This window comes from Paenibacillus psychroresistens (genome assembly GCF_009728935.1).
GTDB lineage: Bacteria > Bacillota > Bacilli > Paenibacillales > NBRC-103111 > Paenibacillus_AC > Paenibacillus_AC psychroresistens.
In genome coordinates, this window is record NZ_CP034235.1 from 4,088,860 (window position 1) to 4,111,081 (window position 22,222).

19 protein-coding genes are annotated in these 22,222 nt (G+C 41.1%); 4 read left to right on the plus strand and 15 right to left on the minus strand.

All coding sequences use genetic code 11. The features are described 5' to 3' along the window. Window positions 1-160 precede the first annotated feature (160 nt). Window positions 161-931 carry a GNAT family N-acetyltransferase gene (locus EHS13_RS18495; protein ID WP_155701785.1) on the plus strand — a complete coding sequence of 257 codons (771 nt, stop codon included), beginning with the start codon at window positions 161-163 and terminating at the stop codon, window positions 929-931. On the opposite strand, the gene EHS13_RS18500 is transcribed toward EHS13_RS18495, so the two are convergent. Further along, the gene (locus EHS13_RS18500) at window positions 920-1,510 is read right to left on the minus strand and encodes a GNAT family N-acetyltransferase (protein ID WP_155701786.1); all 591 of its coding nucleotides are present in this window, start codon (window positions 1,508-1,510) and stop codon (window positions 920-922) included. The genes EHS13_RS18495 and EHS13_RS18500 overlap by 12 nt on opposite strands. 18 nt (window positions 1,511-1,528) lie before the next feature. Next, window positions 1,529-2,761: an LL-diaminopimelate aminotransferase gene (locus tag EHS13_RS18505; protein ID WP_155701787.1), complete on the minus strand. Its 1,233-nt coding sequence runs from the start codon at window positions 2,759-2,761 to the stop codon at window positions 1,529-1,531. A gap of 132 nt (window positions 2,762-2,893) precedes the next feature. Between EHS13_RS18505 and EHS13_RS18510 the strand changes: the two genes are divergently transcribed. Next, entirely contained in the window at window positions 2,894-3,682 is a 789-nt protein-coding gene (locus tag EHS13_RS18510; RefSeq protein ID WP_155701788.1) for an AraC family transcriptional regulator, read from the plus strand. A gap of 54 nt (window positions 3,683-3,736) precedes the next feature. Here EHS13_RS18510 and EHS13_RS18515 read toward each other — a convergent pair whose 3' ends face one another. The 12 genes from EHS13_RS18515 to EHS13_RS18570 all read right to left on the minus strand — a co-directional run bounded on the left by EHS13_RS18515 (window position 3,737) and on the right by EHS13_RS18570 (window position 20,235). Continuing rightward, entirely contained in the window at window positions 3,737-4,468 is a 732-nt protein-coding gene (locus EHS13_RS18515) for a peptidylprolyl isomerase (protein ID WP_227013425.1), read from the minus strand. 95 nt (window positions 4,469-4,563) lie between these two features. After that, on the minus strand, window positions 4,564-7,002 hold the full coding sequence (locus tag EHS13_RS18520; RefSeq protein ID WP_162463163.1) for a PBP1A family penicillin-binding protein: 2,439 nt from the start codon (window positions 7,000-7,002) through the stop codon (window positions 4,564-4,566). 261 nt (window positions 7,003-7,263) lie between these two features. Further along, on the minus strand, window positions 7,264-7,500 hold the full coding sequence (gene hfq, locus EHS13_RS18525; protein WP_155701790.1) for an RNA chaperone Hfq: 237 nt from the start codon (window positions 7,498-7,500) through the stop codon (window positions 7,264-7,266). An 87-nt stretch (window positions 7,501-7,587) separates the two neighbouring features. After that, a complete protein-coding gene (miaA, locus tag EHS13_RS18530) occupies window positions 7,588-8,550 on the minus strand; it encodes a tRNA (adenosine(37)-N6)-dimethylallyltransferase MiaA (protein ID WP_405083504.1) in 963 nt (320 codons plus the stop codon). Further along, a complete protein-coding gene (locus EHS13_RS18535; RefSeq protein ID WP_155701791.1) occupies window positions 8,547-9,326 on the minus strand; it encodes a class I SAM-dependent methyltransferase in 780 nt (259 codons plus the stop codon). The genes miaA and EHS13_RS18535 overlap by 4 nt, the downstream gene beginning before the upstream one ends. Continuing rightward, on the minus strand, window positions 9,326-11,209 hold the full coding sequence (gene mutL, locus EHS13_RS18540; protein ID WP_155701792.1) for a DNA mismatch repair endonuclease MutL: 1,884 nt from the start codon (window positions 11,207-11,209) through the stop codon (window positions 9,326-9,328). Before mutL ends, EHS13_RS18535 begins: the two co-directional genes overlap by 1 nt. Window positions 11,210-11,212: 3 nt before the next feature. After that, window positions 11,213-12,682 carry a S41 family peptidase gene (locus EHS13_RS18545; RefSeq protein ID WP_155701793.1) on the minus strand — a complete coding sequence of 490 codons (1,470 nt, stop codon included), beginning with the start codon at window positions 12,680-12,682 and terminating at the stop codon, window positions 11,213-11,215. Window positions 12,683-12,709: 27 nt separating this feature from the next. Beyond that, window positions 12,710-15,331, minus strand: a complete 2,622-nt coding sequence (mutS, locus tag EHS13_RS18550; protein WP_155701794.1) for a DNA mismatch repair protein MutS — start codon at window positions 15,329-15,331, stop codon at window positions 12,710-12,712. 85 nt (window positions 15,332-15,416) lie between these two features. Continuing rightward, complete coding sequence (locus tag EHS13_RS18555) at window positions 15,417-16,862, minus strand: putative amidoligase domain-containing protein (RefSeq protein ID WP_155701795.1); 1,446 nt, start codon at window positions 16,860-16,862, stop codon at window positions 15,417-15,419. 207 nt (window positions 16,863-17,069) lie between these two features. Next, window positions 17,070-17,639: an outer spore coat protein CotE gene (locus tag EHS13_RS18560; protein WP_155701796.1), complete on the minus strand. Its 570-nt coding sequence runs from the start codon at window positions 17,637-17,639 to the stop codon at window positions 17,070-17,072. 93 nt (window positions 17,640-17,732) lie between these two features. After that, window positions 17,733-18,689 carry an aromatic acid exporter family protein gene (locus tag EHS13_RS18565; protein WP_227013426.1) on the minus strand — a complete coding sequence of 319 codons (957 nt, stop codon included), beginning with the start codon at window positions 18,687-18,689 and terminating at the stop codon, window positions 17,733-17,735. Window positions 18,690-18,717: 28 nt separating this feature from the next. After that, the gene (locus EHS13_RS18570) at window positions 18,718-20,235 is read right to left on the minus strand and encodes a carboxypeptidase M32 (RefSeq protein ID WP_155701797.1); all 1,518 of its coding nucleotides are present in this window, start codon (window positions 20,233-20,235) and stop codon (window positions 18,718-18,720) included. A gap of 127 nt (window positions 20,236-20,362) precedes the next feature. On the opposite strand from EHS13_RS18570, the gene EHS13_RS18575 reads away from it, so the two are divergent. Together EHS13_RS18575 and EHS13_RS18580 are read left to right on the plus strand one after the other, a co-directional pair. Then, complete coding sequence (locus EHS13_RS18575) at window positions 20,363-20,704, plus strand: iron-sulfur cluster biosynthesis family protein (protein ID WP_155701798.1); 342 nt, start codon at window positions 20,363-20,365, stop codon at window positions 20,702-20,704. Further along, window positions 20,701-21,294 (plus strand): beta-class carbonic anhydrase, encoded by a 594-nt coding sequence (locus tag EHS13_RS18580; protein ID WP_155701799.1) that lies wholly within the window; start codon window positions 20,701-20,703, stop codon window positions 21,292-21,294. Before EHS13_RS18575 ends, EHS13_RS18580 begins: the two co-directional genes overlap by 4 nt. Window positions 21,295-21,403: 109 nt before the next feature. On the opposite strand, the gene EHS13_RS18585 is transcribed toward EHS13_RS18580, so the two are convergent. Beyond that, complete coding sequence (locus EHS13_RS18585; RefSeq protein ID WP_155701800.1) at window positions 21,404-22,198, minus strand: SDR family NAD(P)-dependent oxidoreductase; 795 nt, start codon at window positions 22,196-22,198, stop codon at window positions 21,404-21,406. Window positions 22,199-22,222: the final 24 nt, after the last annotated feature.

Sequence of the window (22,222 nt, forward strand, 5' to 3'; positions counted from 1 at the left end):
CAGCTTCAGAATAAGTCTATGCAAAGCTTACTGAAAAAGCAAGCCAATCAGGCTTTTTGCAGGCGGATTAAATGACTATACTCAATTACAACACATATATTGCATATTCATAAATTAAATTGTATATTTATTCATAATTTAATTAAGGAGGATATGAACAATGGATGTAAATAGGCATCATTTAATAGTCAAATTGGAACAAATGGCGGCTAACTCTTGGCCTGCTCCAACTCAGCAAGCTTTTGAGCATTGGATTCTAAGAGCGGGAACGGGTATTACTATGCGTGCCAACAGTGTACTAACTACCGGCTCACTGCCCATTGTTCAAAGCTGGATGGATGAAATTACGGCTTTTTATGCAGCCCTATCCCTTCCGCTTCGTTTTCATATTAGCGCTGCAACTGACCCTGATGTCGATCTGGATCTTGAGAAACATGGACTTATCATTCAATCACCCTCAGCGGTATATCAAGCAGCCTGCAATCAGGTTCTCAGTAACCCTATTCCTGCAAATCCTTTATTAAGAGTCCAAATTAATAATTCCTTAGAGGATGAGTGGTTAGAGGACTTTTTGCGCTTGGAACAGCACCCTTATGAACGAAAACCAGCTTACACACAGATTTTCTCAGGAATTAAACTTAAAATTTGTTATCTGCGCATATACCAAAATGAGGAATTAGTAGGTTTAGGATCAGCTGTGTTAGAGGATGGATGGGCTGGGTTGGGCAATATCATTACCGCTGCGAACTATCGGAATAAAGGCATTGGGACAAGTATTGTCCAAGAACTAGCTCAGTGGAGTCGATTAAACGGCGCAAATCAGCTTTATCTGCAGGTCATGCAAAATAACAAAGCTGCTCTAAATTTATACACACGCTTGGGCTTTACCCATGTTTATGATTATCATTATCGAACTCGTCTAAACCAATAAAAACTCACTAAAATTATTCGCTTTAATCGCTTCCCATTCTGTATGTACCATGCTGAAATAAACGTCATCACGGCTTTCTCCAAGTTCATTTATATAATTGGAGCGGAAAAGCCCCTCGCGTGTAGCACCTAACTTAAGAATAGCTTTTTGTGAGCGAATATTATCAATGTCAGCGCTAAGCTGAACTCTGCGAAACAACATTTGCTCAAACGCAAATTTAAGCAACTCAAATTTACAGGCCTTATTCAAACCAGACCCTCGAAAAGATCGTCCATACCAGGTCCAACCTATTTCAAGGCGTTTATTATCGGGATGAATATGGCCAAAGCTAGTAGAGCCTGCGACTACGTGTGTTAGCTTATCTATGATAATGAACGGATAAAGCACATTTTCATGCCTTTTGACTAACATTTTCTCGACGTAATGTGTGACATCTTCCGTTGTTTTGCAGTTTACAGTAAATAATATATCTTCATCTATGATGATTTTTCTCAATTCACCTTCATATTTCTTTGAGAATGGCACAAGCTTTACACGATTATTCTCTAAAACAACTTCTTCTTTAAACAAGTTATACATATGCTCACTCCTCTTGAATTACCAGATAAACGGTACATGGCAAAGGCGACTTTTTAATTCTTCCATAACGGCTACTTCTTGCTCTATGGTTGCTGTATAGGTTACAGAAAAACGGATATACTTGCCTGCATCATCCCAGGGTACGGTTGAAATCAGCTTATCGGTTATTAAATATTGTGAGAAATCTTCGGCAGTATTAAAGGTTATACCCGCTTTCAACCCACGTGGAGCTTCTACATATTGGAAAAATGATCCTTTGGGTTTAACAGCTTTAAAACCTATACCATTTAATACATTTGTTAATAAGTCGTGTCGTCTAGAATATTTAGCATTGGTTGCCTTTGTAATCTCTGGGTGGTTTAAGCAATAGACTCCTGCTTTTTGAATGGCCATAAATTGCCCTGAATCGTAATTATCCTTCACTGCTTTGATAGCATGAATGATTCTTTCATTTCCGGCGATAAACCCTAATCTCCAGCCAGTCATATTAAATGCCTTAGACAGGGAGTGTATGGAAATTCCGACCTCTTTAGCACCCTGTATCGATAAGAAAGACAACGGCAGCTCATTATCAAAAGTCAGACCGCTATAGGCTTCATCCGAAACTACAATCACTTGATTATCTCTGGCAAATTGCACAACCTCTTCATAAAATGCCTTAGTTGCTGTCGCCCCTGTTGGATTATTCGGATAATTCAGATACAAAAGCTTAGCCCGTTTTTTGATGTTTTCCGGGATAGAGCTTAAATTAGGCAGGAATTGATTCTCAGCAAGCAAAGGTAATAAATAAACCTCACCACCCATCCATTCTGTATGTGTACCGATTATCTCGTATCCGGGTGCAGTCCTCAGCGTAATATCACCTTCATTTATAAAAGCAGCCGGCAGCTGGGCGAGTGCTGATTTTGAACCGATGCAATGATTGATCTCCGTTAACGGGTCAAGTTCACGCACACCAAATGTACTTTCCATATACATAGCAGCTGCTTCTTTAAATGCTAGGCTTCCATTATCAGCGTAGCCGCGGTTTTCCCACTTGCTTGCCTCATCTGCTAGAATATTAATTACCGGTTCATCTGCCATCCAATCCGGTTCACCCACTCCAAAATCTAATAAAATGATATGGGGATTCAATCTTACGGCTTCACGTTTTGCCTGTTTAATCTTTTCGAATTTATAGAGTATTTCATCTTGGCCAAATTGCCTGCCGCCAATTCTAGCGGCGAATAAATTTTGTATATAGCTGCTCATTCGACTCTCACCCTTCTATTGAAACTTTTCCATCTACTCATCTGTTGTATTCCTCTTAATATATCGTTAAGATCTATTTAAGAAAATGGAATGATCGTTTAAAATTTTGTATTCTTTTACAGAGGTGATAGAGTGATTTACCTTCCAGAAGCAGCCTACTTACCCACTCCCTTTTATTCCAAAATTAAATGTGAGCCCACCTGGAAATGGCCGCAACGCGAGCTGCCTTTGAGCAATTATGACTTGTTCTATGTTTGGGAAGGTACGGGTGAAGTGATTGTTAATGGCACTTCCTATTCCGTTGGAAAAGGCAGCTGTTTTTTGTTCAAGCCCGGGGATTATACAAGTGCCAGCCATGATAAACAACATCCATTAGTACTTACTTATATCCATTTCAATTTCCTTGAGCAGCCAAATCTTATTCCTTCAACCTACAGACAGCTTTCTAATCTCACTGAAATAGAAACGTTATTAAGTCGATATGTTCATGCAAGATTGTCTGCATTATTTGGTTCAGAAGTGGAAGCTAATCTGATTCTTAAACAGCTAATGATTCAACTACTCCGATACGATCAGCTGGAACTAGATGTTAAACCCAAAACTAGCTTAGTTTTATATGATCGGATTCTAGAAATTGCCAATTATATGAGAGAGCATTCTGCAAATTGGTTCAGCATTGAAGAACTGGCAAATAGGGCTCAGCTGTCTCCACGTTATTTCTCAGCAAAATTTAAAGAGATAATGGGGGTTAATGCACGCGACTATGAGATTCGGAGTAGGATTGAACGAGCGGAATTTCTTTTGCATTACGGAGGTTTAACCGTTTCCGAGACTGCGGATGCGCTGGGTTATAAGGATGTTTATTTCTTCAGTAAGCAATTCAAAAAGCATTTCGGCAAAAATCCATCGGCTATACGCTAAATACACAGCAAAAAACCGTCCAGATATTGGACGGTTTTTTCTACTTATTGCTTCTTAAAGCTCAATAATTTGTACAGAATCGATCGTTACTTTCTCGGTTGGGGTTGAACCCTCTCCGCCTGCTTCTACTGGTGTTGCTGCAATTTTCGTTACTGTATCCATACCAGCTACTACTTTTCCGAATATAGAATAATTCTTCGGCAAATTTTTAGAATTGTCTACTGTATTAATAAAAAATTGACTGCCATTCGTATTGGCTCCGGCATTTGCCATGGCAACCACGCCTGGCTCATAATTTTGTGGTCCTGTAAGCTCATCCTCAAAAGAATAGCCCGGCCCACCCGCTCCTGTACCTTCGGGATCTCCTGTTTGAATCATAAAGGATTGTATAATTCGGTGAAAAATAATCCCGTTATAAAAGTTGTTTTTAGCTAGAAACACAAAATTGTTTACGGTTTTAGGTGCATCCTTCGCAAATAATTCTAACGTCAAATTACCTTTACTCGTTTGCACAATAGCACAATAGGTTTTACTTGCATCAATGGTCATTTCTGGAGCTGCCGCATAGCTTTTTACAGTTGAAATTGTCTTATCTACTGGTGTAGCTTGTACAGCTTTAGTACATAGTGACTCTGCTGCTGCAGGAGCTACAGAAGCCGCTGGTGCTTGCGAAGGTGCCACAGATTGGCCTTCCGTTAAGTTTTTTACTTTACCGCATGCTGACATTGTTACTGCTGCTAAACATAAGATCAAACTCAACATTAAAATCGAACGTACTTTAGTCATTCTTAATAACATCCACCTTTTTTTATATATTGTGTATTCATACAATTTCTTTTGAAAGTATAACATAGCCCTAATAAAATTTCATCTTATCCCAATTAAGGCTGAACTTCGATTACAGGTACAGGTGTTGGTGTGGGAAGCGGCGACTCCGTTGGCGTTAAACTTGGTGTTGGTTCTGGCGTCGAAGATTCCGTTGGTGTTGGACTAGGTGTTTCATCTGGATTAGTTGATTCTTCTGGATTAGGTGATTCACTAATCACTGGAATTGTACCGTCATCTGTAGGTGACGGGATTATCAATTCTGTAGGCGATGGACTTACATCAGTTACGGGAACAACTAAATCTACAACATTGGAATTGTTGGATTCCGTGTTAGAGTCAGGCAAGAAAGTAACCACATAATACTGATAGGTTTGCCCAGGGACGATCGTTAGGTCACTAACAGCTTGGTTATTCTTGATCTCCGCCAGCATCTCAAATTCCGTTTCTGTTGATTTGCGATAAATCCGATATGAAACTGCAGAGTCTGCAATGGGTGTCCAATTTATGTTCGCTTTATTAGGAAGAGCAGGATCCAAGGTCACAGTTAAATCGATAATGCCTTTAGGCGGTTCTGTTAACTCAGGTACACCACTTGGTTTAACGAAGTTAGTTACAGGTACTTTATCTAGTGCTTTGCTCATAACATCCTTAAACAACGCAGCTGCACTGCCGCTGCTGATCGTAACGTAATGGTTTTTATCCGGTTTATCGAATCCCATCCAAACGGCTGCCGTCCATTCAGGTGTGTAACCAACAAACCACAGATCCTTGGTAAACTTCTCATAGCCTTTAATAGTTAATTGTGTAGAGCCCGTTTTACCTGCAACTGGGCGGTTCATCTTAGCTGCCGTACCCGTTCCACCGGATTCAATAACACCTTTCAATAAAAGTGTCGTATACCAGGCGGTTTTTTTGCTCATCACTTGCTTAGGCTTATCTGCTTTAAAGGTTTCAATGACCTCATCATTTAATGTGATTTTGAGAATGGAATGCGCGGTATACATAGCTCCATTATTAGCAAAGCTGCCATAGGCTTGAGCCATACTAATGGGTGTAGCTCCTTTAGTTAATCCACCAAGTGCAATGGCTAAGTTCTCATCATTTTTCTCCAATGGAATATCCAAAGCTTTAAGAAACTTCAAGCTTCTAGCCATTTTAATCTCATTCAAAAGCCATACAGCAGGCTGATTCATCGACTTTTTAACTGCGTCAAACATCGTAACCTCACCTAAGTATTGGTTGTTATAATTGCGTGGTTTGTAGCCATTGTAATCGTTTTGCTTATCCTCCAGAATGGAATATGGATTATACTCTCCAGTTTCAATGGCAGGCGCATAAACAGCCAATGGTTTAAACGATGAACCTGGTTGTTGTTTAAGCGTTGCACGGTTTAGACCTTGCTTCTCATAATCGCGTCCTCCAACCATGGCAACTAATCCACCGGTCTTGTGATCAACGATAACCATAGCACCTTGAAATTGCTGCTCTTCATCGCTTTTTTGAAACATTTTATCATTTTTAAACGATTCCTCCATGATCTTTTGGGCTTTGGTATTCATCGTTGTATATATTTTGTAGCCGCCTTTTTTAAGCGCATCCTCTTCAATATTATACTTATCCAATGCTTCTTCAACCGTATAATCAATAAAGGATAAATAATTCTCTGAGGTTGCGACCTGAGGAGGAGCTTTATAGATTACTGCATTAGCCTTATCCTTCTCTGCCTCGGTAATAAAGCCCTGATCAAACATCAGCTTAAGAACCACAGCACGACGATCTTTGGAGTTATCCGGGTAGAGAACGGGTGAATAATACTTAGGCGATTTAGGAATCGCAGCTAATGTAGCCATTTCCCACAGCTCCAGATCCTTAAGCTCCTTGTCAAAATAACGCTTCGCTGCGACCTTGATTCCATACGAGCGATTGCCAAAATTAATTCGGTTGAGATATAAAGTAATAATCTCTTCTTTTGTAAATTGTTCTTCCAAAGCTATCGCTAAGGATGCTTCAGTTGCTTTACGGAATAATGTTTTATCGGGATTTTCAAATAAGATATTCTTGGCCAGCTGTTGGGTAATCGTACTCCCGCCTTCAACTGCAGAACGGTGAATAATATCCTTAACGACAGCACGCCCAATCGAAAGAAAGTCGATTCCGGTATGCTCATTAAACCGTTTATCCTCTGTAGCAATAACGGCGTCAATCATCAAAGGCGGGATATCCGTATATTTAACAGGCTCGCTTTTTAATTGATTTAAATTAGCTACAAAAACGCCTTTTTCATCGTAAATAGCTGTAGGGCTTCCCATAACTAATTCACTTGGATCAATCTTACCCAGCAGCTTCTGGCCATTAAAAATAATTAAAGCATAGCCAACTAGCACACAAACCGTTGCAGTACCGGCCGTAATAATCATCCAGAATATCATTCTGCGTACGGACCATTTGGATTTCTTTTTCTTTTTTGGTTTGGTATTCATGTTTCTAGACATGGAACATCCCCTATTCATCTCTCTAATTAAAAGAGCAACCCGCGTAAAGCTTGGGTTGCTCTGCAGCAAGCTTTATTCTATTAGACGTAATTGCACTCATTAGGTTGCGTTAAACTGGTAACGGGCAACAATTATTAATTGCTCGTTATAGTGTATTTCAAAATATAAGAAAGTATAAGTTTCACCCTGTATACAGCTCTTATATTTTCGGATAAAAGCACCATCTTCTTTCAGAAAGATGGCGTAGCCATTTATCCATAATTATTCAGCAGTTGGATCTTGAATAAAAGATACGGACCTTAACGGAGTAAATGTAGAGATAGCATGCTTATAAACCATTTGCTGTCTGCCTTCGCTGTCAATAATAATCGTGAAATTGTCAAATGCTTTAATAATGCCGCGAATTTGAAATCCATTTGTTAAATAGACTGTCACGGGAATGCTTTCTTTGCGCAGCTGATTGAGAAAGTTGTCTTGAATATTGATCGATTTGTTCATGAAAGTACCCCCTAGATTTTTGTTTAACCATTTTTTAATAAAATGAAACAATTACAGTCAAAACATAGGCTGTTCTGATGTATATTCTTATGGAAGCGTAAACTTTCCTGCTATTATATCATTAATCTTTTGCAAATGCGTAGAAAAGTTTGTGAAGTCTGTCACATCCACCCAATTAATGTCTTTCATATGACGAAACCATGATAACTGACGCTTGGCAAAATGCCGGGTATCCCGTTTTAAAAGCGTGATAGCAGCCTCTAAAGTATACTCGCCTTGCAGATAGCGAATGATCTCTTTATAGCCCAATCCTTGCATGGAAACATAATCCGTTGTATAACCTTTGTCAAGGAGCATACGCACCTCTTCAACCAATCCTTGCTCGAGCATTAAATCAATTCTATGTTCAATTCGTTTATATAGCAAATCCCTATCCATTGTCAACCCAATGATGCATAACTCATAAGGGGATTGCTTCAACTGGCCAGCTAATTGTGTTGAAAGTGTAATTCCTGTGAGATGCAAGATTTCTAAGGCTCGCACCACACGGCGTGTATTATTAGGGTGCAAGCGTTCCGCAGAAGTCGGATCTACGGCTCTTAATTTCTCATGTAGTGCCAGTTCACCATGCTCCGCTAAGTAAATTGCTTGCTCCTGCCTAAAAGCTTCATCAGCTGTCGCCTCACTAAATTGAAATTGATAGCAAAGTGATTCTATATATAACCCGGTGCCTCCCACAATGAACGGAAGCTGGCCTCTCGCTTGAATATCAAGAATTAATGGCTCCGCATATTGTTGGAAAGAAGCTGCCGAGAAAGCTTCATCGGGTTCAATGATGTCAATCAGGTGGTGTGGGATGCCCTCTTGCTCTTCATAAGAAATTTTGGCTGTACCGACATCCATCCCTCGATAAACCTGCATAGAGTCACCTGAAATAATTTCACATCCATGGATTCTTGCTAATTCAAGGCTTAGCTTTGTCTTGCCAACAGCAGTAGGTCCGACAAGAACAAGTAATTTGGGTTTGTCGGAGTTAATCAATTGACTCATAATTCAATCACTCCATAAGCTATGTTAGTCTGGGATCGATAGGTTGTGGCAAAGCCTAATCGCGCGAATTCAGTACTATCTTTAAGTTCTTTCATAATAATTTTTTTGCGTGCGACTCGCTTGGCTTCTGTAATAGTTTCTAGCTGAATAGCTTGCATATTCGCAATCTCACGCAAAGGTGAAATTGCACTGGAATCGACAACTGGGGTGCGGAACATCGGATCAAAATAGATGTAGTCGATGCTCTTAGCTTCCAAGCTTTGAAGATAGGAATAGTGATCTGCATGCTCGACCTTGACTCTACGCATGGCTTCGGTTATCTCAGCAATCGGAGATTCGTAGCAGCTAAGCCCTTCCTGTAGAAGCATAACAAGCGTCGGTTCGCTTTCAAGCGCAACCACGCTGCCTGTTGCGCCAACTGCGTAAGCAAACACAATTGAATCTGAGGCTAGCCCTGCTGTGCAATCCAGCACGGAGTCTCCTTCACTAATACCTGCAAATGCAATTAGAGGATCCACTTCGCCTCGAATTAAGCGTTTAATCCGAATGGCTGCTGTGCTTGGATGAAAAAATATCGCAGAATCATCCGTTGAAGTATAATAACGAATTTCCCGCTCCGTCAGCAGCATAATTTCAGTTTCGGTATATCGTTTCCGCAACGCTGGCAATGAAAACTGTCGACGCAAAACATATTTTCCTCCACCTAGCTGATCAGCAATTCGTTGTGCTTTAATGGCTAATTCATTCGATGGCTTGTAAGAAGTTGTCACTAGCATTACATCACCCGTTTGAACATTTTTTCAAGCTCGTGCGTAGAAAAACTAACGACAATGGGTCTTCCATGCGGGCAGGTATAAGGAACTTTACAAGCACCCAGACGCTCCAACAAGGCTTCCATTTCCGCAATCGTCTGGAATTGGTTAGCTTTGATCGAGGCTTTACATGAGCACATGATGGCCGCCTTCTCACGAATTTTAGTTAGATCAATCGCTTTTTTCTCAGCGAGAATCCACTCCGCCATTTCCTCAATAATCGCTTGTTCTTCGCCTGCTGGAAACCAATGAGGATAAGCACGGACGATAAAAGATTGCCCGCCAAAATGCTCAATATATACACCTGCTTGGACGAATATGTCTAATTTAAGCTTGAGCATGGCCGCATCCGTGGGTGTGAAGTCCAAGGTAATCGGGACTAATAATTGCTGACTGGCGTCAGCTGGATGGCCAAATTGCTCATAATAATATTCATAATGAATCCGTTCATGAGCTGCGTGCTGGTCAATTAAGAACAAACCCAATTCGTTCTGAGCCACAATGTAAGTCCCATGCAATTGACCAATAGGCGTTAACTCTGGGAATGATGGCAGTTTAATAGGTTGCTCCAACTCGACTGCCGGCTGCATTAATCTTTGAACGGCATCATATGGTACCGATTTACGTTCAGGAGCGGGCATAGGTACATATTCATTTACTTTAGCTCGTGTGAAATCTATAGTCGGTTTAGGAAAGCTATAGTTATTTGGTGTTGAGCTGCTTAGAGCTGTACTGCTAGGTACTGATCTGCTTGGGGCTTGGCTATTTGGAGTCGTTGTTGGTCGATAAAGCTCCATTTGTTCTTGAACCACAGCGGGTTTATCCAGCTTGCGCTGTTGACCTCCCTGCGGTATCAAGTTAACTTTCTTTAAACCGTCTTCAATCGTTTTGACCAGACAAGCAAGCAGCTCCGGTTCTTTACTAAATCGAACCTCAAGCTTGGATGGATGAACATTGACATCAAGCAAGGACGGATCCATCGTAATATGCAAAACAGCAACAGGATAGCGATTAATCGGTAAGTAAGTATGATAAGCATGTAGAATCGTTTGTGCTAAAGCAAAATTACGGATGTAACGGCCGTTAATAATCGTGGTAATGCCTGAGCGATTGGCTCGTGTCCATTCCGGTTTAGAGACATAGCCTTGAACCGTGTAATCTAAACTTTCCTCCTGTACAGGGATTAACTGCTTAGCAGACGTTGAACCATATACAGCAGCGATAACCTGCAATAGATCGCCATTGCCCAAGGTTTGCAGCAATAGATTGTCATTATGTCGCAGAGTAAAGGCAATCTGCGGATGCGCCATGGCTAATCGGTATATATAATCGGATACGTTGCCAAGTTCAGTCTGAATTGTCTTCATGTACTTTAACCGTGCAGGTGTATTGTAGAACAATTCGCGAACTTTAAAATCTGTTCCTTGGCGTGCCGCCGCCTCGACAAAAGAGCGTACCGTGCCGCCTTCAATTATCAGCGTCCTGCCCAGACCATTCTTAGTGGTGGATGTTGTGCATTCAACCTTGGAAACGGCAGCAATACTGGGTAATGCCTCACCACGAAAGCCAAGCGTCCGAATCTGAAACAATTCCTTGCCTGAGTTGATTTTACTTGTCGCATGGCGAAAAAAGGCGAGCTCACAATCGTCCTGTTCGATTCCTGAACCATTGTCTACCACTCGAATTAGCTGCAGCCCACCTTCTTCAATGGTAACATCAATTGTCGTACTGCCAGCATCGACACTGTTTTCTACAAGCTCCTTCACTACGGAGGAAGGCCGCTCTACTACTTCGCCCGCAGCAATCTGATTAGCAATATGATCATCTAAAACATGTATTATACCCATGGCTTATTTTCCTTTCACTTGCAGTGTCAGCAGATCCTTTTCCATCGACCATTGCAGCTGCGGGAATTTTTTACTAAAGCTTGCGAGCTCGAGATAAGTAGTGCCTTTTTCATTCAGGGTCCCCCCTGCAGTCACCGGAAATACTTCATTTTTATTCGAGGCGGTAATTTGAACAGCTTTGGCAGCTGTATTCCAGCTTATTTTACCTTTAATCAGCGTAGCCAAAATTCGCGATGGCACATATATTTTATTATTAACGGTCTTAATTGTATAATTCTCTCCGCCAAAGGCTTGATTGTTAATTGAGATTTCATTATTATTTTTCGTTAGCTTAATTTCCTTCATCCCTGCAGTTTGAAAAGCAGTGATTAGCTGTGGTACATAACCTAATGACTCGATATCTGGAGTAATTCCGACTTTATTGACTTTGTGATTTTTGGGAGTTAAATATTCCTCGATGGTTACTTTCAAGACTCCACCATTGCTTAGAGGGAAGATCGATTGTACGCTTCCTTTACCAAAGCTTTTGGTTCCTATTACTGTGGCTAGCTTGTAATCCTGTAAAGCTCCAGCTAGTACCTCAGATGCGCTTGCGCTATTCTCATTCACCAGTACATAAACTGGAAAATCAACAGTTGCCCCGCCTTTCAAGGTAATCGGCGCATCGATATGGTTGCGATCGTTAGTATGGATTAATGTGCCTTCTTTAATGAAAAGCTTGGCAATATTGCTCGCCGTGTCCAATAATCCACCGCCATTGTCGCGTAAATCAATCACTAAGGAACGAATGTGATTTTGTTGGAATTCCTTAAGCTTAGCTGCAAACAATTCGTCTGCGTCCGTCGAGAAGCTTGATAGCTGTATATAACCTGTACCATCCTCGAATAGCTTGCCCGTCACTACTGGCAAATTAATTGTTTTACGAAGCATCTTCAGGTCAAGCACTTCTTTATTGCGAGTTACTGTGATCGTTACATTGGTATTCTCTTCACCCAGCACCATTTCAATGAGCTTATCAACGGTTACCTTCTTCGTTGTCTTCCCATCTACACCTGTGATGTAATCACCAATCTTAATCCCCCCCGCTTCAGCAGGGGAGCCTTTAAAGATTTCAGTTATAAAGATTCCATTTTCATCCGTATTTAAACGAACTCCGATTCCCACATAGTTCTGCTCCAAAGCGTTCTCAAAGCCTTTCCATTCCTTAGGCGTAAAATAGACGGTATAAGGATCATTAAGCCCATCTACCATGCCTTTAATCGCGTTGTCGCTCAGCTTTTCCGGTGAGACTGCGCTGAAATGGTTATCTTGAAGCAGCTTGAATACTTCATCCGTAACTGCGGTCGGCGCTGTACTATCCGCTGCGCTTGCGATCGATAGGATGGGTAGAGTACCTAAGGTTGATAGGGTAAGAATAAGTAGACTTTTTCGCAAGGACTTATGAAGCTTAGCTCTAGAAATATAACGAAACATGGACTCATCCCTTTCTCTAAGCTTGTTTTATTTCTCAGCTAGCTTTTTCTTGAGCTCATAAACCAAATTCATCGCTTGCAAAGGTGTCATGTTGATGATGTCTGCATTGCGAAGCTCATCTATGACCTGCTCGGTTTTAGGATCCAGCTTCTTTTTGGCTTTATCCGCCTGCGGCTTGTCCGCTTCAGCAAATAAGCTAAGCTGTACAAAAGGCTCTGCGGCAGCAGCTACCTGCTGAGTCTCATACGGAGCTATCGATTCTCTAGCTATAAAACCATTTAATAACGTATAGGATCTTTGGATAATCGATTCAGGCAAGCCTGCTATACGGGCACAATAGATGCCATAGCTGGTATCTGCCGCTCCGGGTATCAGCTTGCGTAAGAAAGTCACCTGCTGGTTGCTTTCTCTGACTGCCATGCAATAATTGCGTAAAGAGCTTAAGGTTTCCTCCAAATGAGCCAATTCATGAAAATGCGTCGAGACCAGGGTCTTGCAGCCAATCTCATCGTGCATAAATTCAATCACAGCTTGGGCGATAGCCATTCCCTCACCTGTTGACGTTCCTCTACCCAGCTCATCAATAATCACTAAGCTGCGTTTGGTAGCTTTCTCCGTCATGACTTGAATATCCATCATTTCTACCATAAAAGTACTCTGACCGGCAATTAAATCATCAGCAGCTCCAATCCGCGTAAAAATTCGATCAATCAGCGAAACGTTAGCATGCTCAGCGGGCACAAAGCAACCGATTTGAGCCATAATCGCAATGATAGCAACTTGTCGCATATAAGTGCTTTTACCCGCCATATTAGGTCCGGTAATCAATAAAACTATGCCATCCTCTTCACTTAAATGGGTGTCATTGGCCACAAATGAGCCTGATTTCATCACAGTTTCCACAACCGGATGTCTGCCTTGTCCGACTTGAAAGCTGTAGCCATCCGTAAGATAAGGACGTTTAAAGCGATTCGCTGCACTTACGGTAGCAAGTGATTGATAGACGTCTACCTCAGCCACAATTTCAGCAAGCTGCTGCAAGCGGGAAATTTGCTGTGCAATTTGTTCCCTTAGCTTAATAAACAGCTCCTGCTCGATATCGACCATTTTCTCTTGCGCTTCAAGGATCAAGGCTTCTTTTTCCTTAAGCTCAGGTGTTACAAAACGTTCAGCATTAGCAAGCGTTTGTTTACGTTCATAAGTACCTTCAGGCAGATTGACCAGATGTGACCTCGTTATTTCTATGTAATAACCAAATATCCGATTATAGCCAATTTTTAATGATTTAATTCCTGTCTTTTCTCGTTCCTGCCGCTCGAGCTCGGCCATCCACTGCTTGCCATTGCGATCGGCTTCTTTTAACTGGTCCAGATGCTCATGGTAACCATCACGAATGATTCCGCCATCTCGAATCGATACTGGGGGCTCGTCCACTATCGCTGCTGAAATCCAGCTTAATACATCCTCACAGAGATCCATACGCTTGGCTAATTGCTGTAGAGTATTGGAATCCGAATCGAGGCAAATCTGGCGCAAGGCTGGAATAGCCGCTAGTGACAGCTGCAGGGCGAGCAAATCTCGTCCATTAGCACTACCATAGGAGATTCGAGCTGTTAAACGCTCCAAATCATAAATCTGTTGTAAATGGTGACGAATATCGTCACGAATGATCAACTGGCGATAAAAGCAATCTACCGCTTCCAGTCTTTGATCAATCTGCGCAACTTGCATAAGCGGCTTCTCAATCCATCGACGCAGCATTCTTCCGCCCATAGAGGTAACACTTTCATCCAGCAGCCATAGCAATGAGCCTTTTTTGCTGCGCTCCCTTACCGTTTCAACCAATTCCAGGTTCCGTCTGGTGAAGGAATCCATCATCATAAACTGATTGGATTCATATTGCCTAATATGCGTAATGTGCGAAAGCATTCTTTTCTGTGTAGCGCTCAGATAATTCATTAATAAGGTTAGCGCGTACAAGCATGCTGGGTCGAGCGGCTTAATATGCTCCGCAGCGAAATGCTGTCGAGTGAATTGTTCATCTACAGAGTCCCATTGAGTAAAAACAACTGCTTTAGAAGTCAGCAATAAATTAGCTCTTACTTGCTCCACTAAATCTGCGGCACCCAACATTTCTGAAGGTGCGAACGCCGTAAATTCATCCAATAGAAGCTCAAGCGAGAGTTCAACAGAAGTAACATGAAGCTCTCCAGTCGACAGATCACAAACGGCAAAGCCATATTTATCATCGTGAGCTATAGCCGCTGCAATATAGTTATTAACGGAATCACTAAGCATCTTGCCTTCCATTAGAGTTCCTGGAGTAACAATCCGCACAATTTCACGGCGTACGATACCTTTGGCCTCTTCTGGTTTCTCTACTTGCTCACAAATCGCGACTTTATAGCCTTTTTCAATTAAGCGGGCTATATAATTCTCTGCAGCATGATAAGGAATTCCACACATCGGAATTTTCTCTTGAGTCCCGCCATCTCTGCCTGTTAAGGTTATTTCCAATTCTTTAGAAGCTAATATCGCGTCATCAAAAAACATTTCATAGAAATCACCGAGTCGAAAAAATAAAAAAGCATCGGGCACTTCTGCTTTTACTAACAAGTATTGTTCTATCATTGGTGTATATTTAATCATCTTAATCCTCCATACATCCAGTTCGTATACGGATACTGTTAATGGGTAAATTGTTGTCCTTTATCAGTGATCCGTAATGAATTTATTATAACATGAATTCACGCTGAGAATCGATTCTCCAATTTTTACGAAAGTCCTGTTCCTCCTGCCAATCTTCTTTTAGCAAAATCATTTGGAATAAGCGGTTCAGCTCTTTTTGATATTTCAGATACGTAGTGGTTTGTTTAATATCCAACCAAAGCTTCTCGATGTGGGGTTTAATTCTATCTTTAGCTCCTTGATAAAAGGCTCGTTGCACCTCTAATAACCGCAATGGACGCTGCTGCAATTCCAGATAATGGTGAGCAATGACCATACCAAGCGACAGTACTCCCACTGTGACGGTTGGAGATACCAGCCAGCTCGGGAGCGAGCGATATTCAAAGCCACCGTGGGATTGACGTCTAAAATCACCTAAAAAACCATATCGTGGCCTGCGATGATAAATGCTTTCACTTTCTAATAATACTAACGGCAGCGCTAAATAATTATCCAGTACGCGAAGCAGCATCGAATTAACCTCGACTCCACTGAAATGGATATGTCCGCCTAAAGGTAAGCCTTTTACTGGCATCGCACCAGCTAACCAATCTAATTCGGGCTCGTTGATCATTTTCTGCGCTTTCTGCATTAGGTTTCTTATATGATGAGTTAGGATAATCGGACTTGTGCTCGGTTGTGGACGAAGCTCAACTAGCGGCAGTACAATTCGATGTCCAGAGAGAACCACAGCATCACAGCCAACAACACCCTCTCTCCCCATAAAACGATCCGCTGAGACAATCTTCCCATTTGGTTTACGCAGGATGAATTCGGGATCCGCACCAATTAGAATTGGCTTAACTCTAGCTATATATGGAGGGTTTACAGTCCTTAGTTCGGTAGCAAAAGCATTCATTTCATCTGCATAACATTGGGCTAATCTTTGATTTAACACAGGTGTGGGATTCACATCGATAACTACTGTATCTCCCCTTCCTAGAATGCCAATATGCACTAAAGCAAACTCTAACCCTAACGCATATACAGCTTTTCGAGCTTCACGCATGGCACGCCTAACATAAAAGCCTACCCGTTCATTCACTTCCAGCTCTTCAAAACGGCCCCGATTGGATTCTGAAAAAGACAATCTAGACGACCACAATGTTGTTTTACTTTTTTTAATAAATACACTTAGCGCTTTAAGGTGAAAGATCGGTATTCTATACTCGATTCGATATTCAGGCCTATTTTCAGCTGGGGAAATTTTGAGCCCGTGTAGCTCTATGATCTGACGCATTGTTTTTTTATTATTACACTGAAGCACGCTTTTCGGATCATTAAAAATCTGGATATTTTCACCAGTAATTGTTCTTCCTGAGAAATCAGCTCCCCATGAGAGGATCATTGTTTTTTGGAAAATTGGAGACAAGCTCTCACCATGCTCAAAATGTAACAAAGGAAGTAATTTATCTACGCCGGATTGATTGTTATGTAATAGATAAGTTTCCATTTCAGCTCAACCTCTCTCCTATAATATCCGTGAAAATAATTAATAATAGCCAGGGTAAACGGCTACACCGTCCTATTGGACGGGTGCGTTTGCCAAGGAATATCTACGGAAAGTATAAAATTATATACTATCCAATATTCGCAAAAAAAAGAGGGCAATTGCCCCCTGCCAAACTACATGATGAATCATATACTACTTTAAATTAACTTAATTCAAATCTTCGTCAAATGTTTCTGGATCTAAGTCATCGTAATCTAAGCTGCTGCTGGCATCAAAGTCAAAATGCTTATCTCCGTCATCATCACACCCACCGTCACATACGACGATGCATACCTTGGTTTCAGCAATCATTTCAACTGCGAATTCACGTTCCACTCGAATGATTACACTGTTTCCTTGCGCGGAAACGCTTGCCTCCACACAGTTCGGCTCCTGTGTGGCGTCAGCTGAAACCTCTACGGTACCTGCCTTATGTTTTTTATCTAAGTAGGTTAACGGAACAACATCAACATACGAGACAGATTCTTTGGCAACATCCGTTTTCGTATTTTTGTCATAAGAATACCAAATGTTAATATCGTAAGTACCTAATACCTCTACCCCGTCGCTGGACTTTGCCGATTCGTATTGATTGTTAATAATCCATGCGCCTAAGATGCTGGTCGGAGCATGCGGCGGAGTGACGGTATGGCTCACCTGACTGAACTTCCGACCTTTGCCGCAGACCGCTTTCGTAATGATCTCTCGACATTGCAGGTCTTTATCTTTGATTGACATCCTTGCTACCTCCTCCATACGATCATTCTTTTAAATTGTATGCAGGACATACGTCTAGAGTGACAACTATTTTTGCAGTTTCTAAATAAAAGATTACGCTTCTTTACGCTTTTTACTTCTTTTGGCAATTGATAGATAGTTTTTAAGCTCTACACAAAGCTGCAGCAGGGCTGAACGCACCTCAAATTCATCGCGAGACACAGGTAATGGATACTTCTTGAAGTCGGCCTCCATTTCCGAGAGATGTTTATCCACATTACCTTGATAGTATTCCATCTTTACCTCGACACTCAATTCCTCGAAAAGCTGTGCGATCTGATGGCCATGCGGCAACGAGCGATAGACCTGGGCTACGAGATCAAGCATGCGTTGCGTTGATTCTAATTGCTGGCGTCGCATCTCGTAATAACGCACCCAATCGCCATTACCTTGCAAAAGCTTATTATCTGCAGACCGCTCTGCGATAAGGTTGCCTGCTTCAATTACATCATAAGCCTCCAGCAGCTCTTTACCGTCCCAAACGTGATTCTCATTATCATTAAGATGTAGCGCAAATTCTTTAAATATTGCTGAAAGCAGCTCTTCCAGCCGAATTCTCGCTTGATCCAGCTTAGGGTGCTCATTGGGCATGTAGATCAAATTAATGATTGTGGACAAGCCCAAACCGATAATTAACAAATAAACTTCATTCATGATATGTGTCAAAGAAACAGATTGCAAGGCAAATAAATGGAGCATCACTACGGTACTTGTGACGATGCCATCATGAAGGTTAAGCTTAGCCAATAACGAATATACCACAAGGACGAATACCGCAATTGCCCAAATATGATAGCCCAATGAATAAAAAATTAATGCAGCTAAAAGTAACCCAACTAAAGAAGCAAGAATCCGAATCGCGGAGGTTTTAATTCCGCGTTTTTTAGTAACATCCACACCCAATACGGCAAAAAGTCCAGCTGAAAACGGGGAAAGCAAATCAAAAAATTGAGCTAGATAAATCGCTATAACAACAGCTGCTGCTGTTTTGATCACACGAATCCCAATCAAAGCTTATGCCCTCCTTGATGAGAATAAATTAAACCAGTTTATAAATTTCTTGATACTTCTCTTCCAAATAAGCAACTAGATAATCCGGATTCAATGCTTCTCCTGTTACTTGTTGAATAATTTCTGCGGGAGTCAATGACTTGCCATATTGATATATTTGCTCAACTAGCCATTCCTTGATAGGAAGCAGATTGCCTTGCTCTACAAGCTCCTCAAAATTAGGCATACGCGCAAGCATGGTATGACGCATTTGCGCGGCATACATGTTGCCTAGAGCATAGGATGGGAAGTAGCCAAAAGCACCACCTGACCAATGAACATCCTGCAGAACGCCCTCTTCGTTGGTTGAAGGCTCTACCCCTAAGTATTCCTTGTATTTCTCATTCCAGAATTGGGGGAGCTCGGCAGCTGTAATCGTTTCGTTAAACAACGCTTTTTCAATTTCATACCGGATCATAATATGTAAGTTATAAGTTAACTCATCCGCTTCAATCCGAATTAAGGAAGGTTTAACTTCATTGATAGCTTTGTAGAACGCTTCAACTGACACATCATCAAATTGGCCTGGGAATGTTTTTTGCAGATCCGCATAATATCGGTTCCAGAACGAAGCGCTCCGACCAATCATGTTCTCCCAGAAACGAGACTGTGACTCATGAATACCCATCGATGTGCCTGTGCATAAATTCGTCCCGATTAATTCTGCAGAGATATTCTGCTCATATAAAGCATGGCCCCCCTCATGGATGGTACCAAACAAGGCACTAACCACATCATCCTCTAAATAACGAGTCGTAATGCGTACATCTCCTGGATTTAAGCCTGTAGCAAAAGGGTGAACTGTTTCATCGAGGCGCCCAGCCTCAAAGTCATAACCCATTTGATTAAGAATAAACAGGCTGAATTGACGCTGCTGATCTTTGGAAAAGGTTTGACGAAGAAAGGCCGTTTCCGGTTGGTTCTTTGAAGCTTGAATACTGGCTGCCAACGGCACAAGCTTTTTACGCAAGGCTCCAAATACTTCATCGAGCTTGGCAACGGTCATCCCTGGCTCATACATATCTAATAAGGTGTCATACTTGTTGTCCTTATATCCCCAAAGCTCGATAAATTCGAGATTTGCTGCAATAATTTTCTCCAGATAGGGCTGGAATAAAGCATAATCCGAAGTAGATTTGGCTGTTTCCCAAAGCGACTCTGCATTAGAAGTTAAAACCACATAAGCTTGATACTTTTCAGTGGGAATCTTACGGCTGCGATCATAATCTTTTTGACATTCAAGGATTATTTTACGATTTAACTCGTCTACTTGCTCCCAATGCTGTGGTTCGGATAAGAATTGTAAAAAAGCGCCCATTTCATCGGAAATCGATAATTTAAACATCTCAGTTGAGAGAACTCCCACCACATCGGATCTGCTTTCAACCCCTTTTTTCGGCAAGCCTGTGCGCATATCCCAATAAATTAAACCGACTGCTTCCTCGTAGCTTTTTATTTTTTTGACTAATTCGCGAAACGCTATTAATTGATTTTGAACTTCACTCATATGGAATAGCCTCCTATTTGTAACATTTTCTAAATATAAATATACCTTTTTCTCTATTTTATAAGCAACTTTTCTCTGGTTTATGATAAAATAGCCTTTAAAAGAGAAGCATAAGGAGATTGATCCCATGGAGATTACAGTCACAGCAAATGCGCAAAACGAAATAACAGCTCAGCTTGCTAAAAATGACATGCATGCATTGAAACTTGTTTATGATAATGAAGGCTGCGGCTGCGCGGTAAATGGAGTGGCACAATTATGGATGGTACCAGCTGCTGCTGAGTCAGAGGCTTGGTCAGAAGCTACAGGTTCCGACTTACATATCCTCTATGCGCGGAAAGATGAGATTTACTTTGAAGATCGGTTAATCATTGACTATAAGGCCTCCGGTCGTTCATTTATATTAAAAAGCTCTAATCAGATCTATAATAATAATCTTAATTTAATTGCTAAGGGGGCATTGCAATGAAAACCTTGTTATATGAAGTATTGGATTATAATAAACAATTTGTTGAGAATGAAAAATATATCCCTTTTCTAACCTCAAAGTTCCCTGAAAAGAAATTTGTCATTATCACCTGCATGGACACGCGTTTAATTGAGCTCTTACCTGCAAGCATGGATATTAAGAATGGCGATGTGAAGATCATTAAAATCGCGGGTGCGGTTGTAGCTCATCCATTCGGAAGCGTTATGCGAAGTATCATTGTTGCGATTTATGAGCTAAAAGCTTCTGAAGTTTTTATCGTGGGGCACACAGATTGCGGAATGGGCAGTCTTGATCCTAGTAAGATGAAAGAGAAATTCAAGGCCGAAGGCATTAAGGACGAAACCATCAAAACCTTGGAATATTACGGGCTCGATCTTGAAAAATGGCTCAAAGGCTTTGACGATGTCAATGAAAGTGTCCGCAACAGCGTTAAGCTGATTCGCAACCACCCGCTTCTTCCGAAGATTGCGGTTCATGGACTAGTTATCTCTCCGAATACAGGTAAGCTCGATGTTGTTGAGGATGGATATGTGTATTTAGAGGAAAAAGAGAAAATTCAAGGTAATTAACCTAGTTAATTAACGCCTTAAACAAAAGGATGCGCCCACACTGCAATATGGCGCATCCTTTTGTTGTATATTTGCTAACCTATATACAATTTTTGAAATATGCAAAATGTTAAAAAATAGTCGGTACCATTCCCCCATCCATACGGATTGGAGAACCTTTAAATGCGGATGCATATGGACTACATAAAAAAGTAGCTAGTCTACCTATTTCGATGGGCTTGATAAATCGTTGTATTTCAGATTGAGGTAGGTTTACAGCCATAAATTTTTTCTCTTTATCTGAAAAAGTCATATCTTCATTAGGGTACATTCCGTCAATTATTTGATGCACATTTTCAGAGAGTGTTGGTCCTGGCATGATCGAATTGACTGTAACTTCTGTTCCTTTGGTTAACTTTGATAAGCTTTTTGACAATGATAATAACATAGCTTTTGTCATACTATACTGTGGCATTAGTCCTGAAGGCATAATTGCTTCTTCGCTCGCAATAAAGATAATGCGGCCATAATCTTTTTTCAACATTCTAGGTAAATAAAACTTTGATAATCCATTTGCAGCAAGAACATTAGTATGGAAGTATTTTTCCCATACTTCATCATCAATATCCTTGTATTTCATAATTTCATAAATACCCATATTGTTAACTAAAATATCAATGTTAGGGTATTTTTCAAATAAAGCTGCTCTTTGTTGAATATCCACTATATCGGCTGTAGCATTTTGCGGAGATGTAGCCGGGAAATCCGACTTAATTTCATTTACAGTACGTTCTACCTCTTCATAATTTCGTCCATTAATTAGTACATTAGCACCTTCTTTGGCAAGTTCAATGGCAATTGCTTTACCTATACCTTTTGTTGAACCTGTAACTAAAGCCGTTTTATTGTTTAATCCCATATCCATAATACATTTCTCCTTTTATTTTGC

Excerpts from the sequence above, each read along its gene's own strand:
- EHS13_RS18495 (WP_155701785.1), top strand. The coding sequence starts at position 161 with ATGGATGTAAATAGGCATCATTTAATAGTCAAATTGGAACAAATGGCG.
- EHS13_RS18500 (WP_155701786.1), bottom strand. The coding sequence starts at position 1,510 with ATGTATAACTTGTTTAAAGAAGAAGTTGTTTTAGAGAATAATCGTGTA.
- EHS13_RS18505 (WP_155701787.1), bottom strand. The coding sequence starts at position 2,761 with ATGAGCAGCTATATACAAAATTTATTCGCCGCTAGAATTGGCGGCAGG.
- EHS13_RS18515 (WP_227013425.1), bottom strand. The coding sequence starts at position 4,468 with ATGACTAAAGTACGTTCGATTTTAATGTTGAGTTTGATCTTATGTTTA.
- EHS13_RS18520 (WP_162463163.1), bottom strand. The coding sequence starts at position 7,002 with ATGTCTAGAAACATGAATACCAAACCAAAAAAGAAAAAGAAATCCAAA.
- hfq (WP_155701790.1), bottom strand. The coding sequence starts at position 7,500 with ATGAACAAATCGATCAATATTCAAGACAACTTTCTCAATCAGCTGCGC.
- miaA (WP_405083504.1), bottom strand. The coding sequence starts at position 8,550 with ATGAGTCAATTGATTAACTCCGACAAACCCAAATTACTTGTTCTTGTC.
- EHS13_RS18535 (WP_155701791.1), bottom strand. The coding sequence starts at position 9,326 with ATGCTAGTGACAACTTCTTACAAGCCATCGAATGAATTAGCCATTAAA.
- mutL (WP_155701792.1), bottom strand. The coding sequence starts at position 11,209 with ATGGGTATAATACATGTTTTAGATGATCATATTGCTAATCAGATTGCT.
- EHS13_RS18545 (WP_155701793.1), bottom strand. The coding sequence starts at position 12,682 with ATGTTTCGTTATATTTCTAGAGCTAAGCTTCATAAGTCCTTGCGAAAA.
- mutS (WP_155701794.1), bottom strand. The coding sequence starts at position 15,331 with ATGATTAAATATACACCAATGATAGAACAATACTTGTTAGTAAAAGCA.
- EHS13_RS18555 (WP_155701795.1), bottom strand. The coding sequence starts at position 16,862 with ATGGAAACTTATCTATTACATAACAATCAATCCGGCGTAGATAAATTA.
- EHS13_RS18560 (WP_155701796.1), bottom strand. The coding sequence starts at position 17,639 with ATGTCAATCAAAGATAAAGACCTGCAATGTCGAGAGATCATTACGAAA.
- EHS13_RS18570 (WP_155701797.1), bottom strand. The coding sequence starts at position 20,235 with ATGAGTGAAGTTCAAAATCAATTAATAGCGTTTCGCGAATTAGTCAAA.
- EHS13_RS18575 (WP_155701798.1), top strand. The coding sequence starts at position 20,363 with ATGGAGATTACAGTCACAGCAAATGCGCAAAACGAAATAACAGCTCAG.
- EHS13_RS18580 (WP_155701799.1), top strand. The coding sequence starts at position 20,701 with ATGAAAACCTTGTTATATGAAGTATTGGATTATAATAAACAATTTGTT.
- EHS13_RS18585 (WP_155701800.1), bottom strand. The coding sequence starts at position 22,198 with ATGGATATGGGATTAAACAATAAAACGGCTTTAGTTACAGGTTCAACA.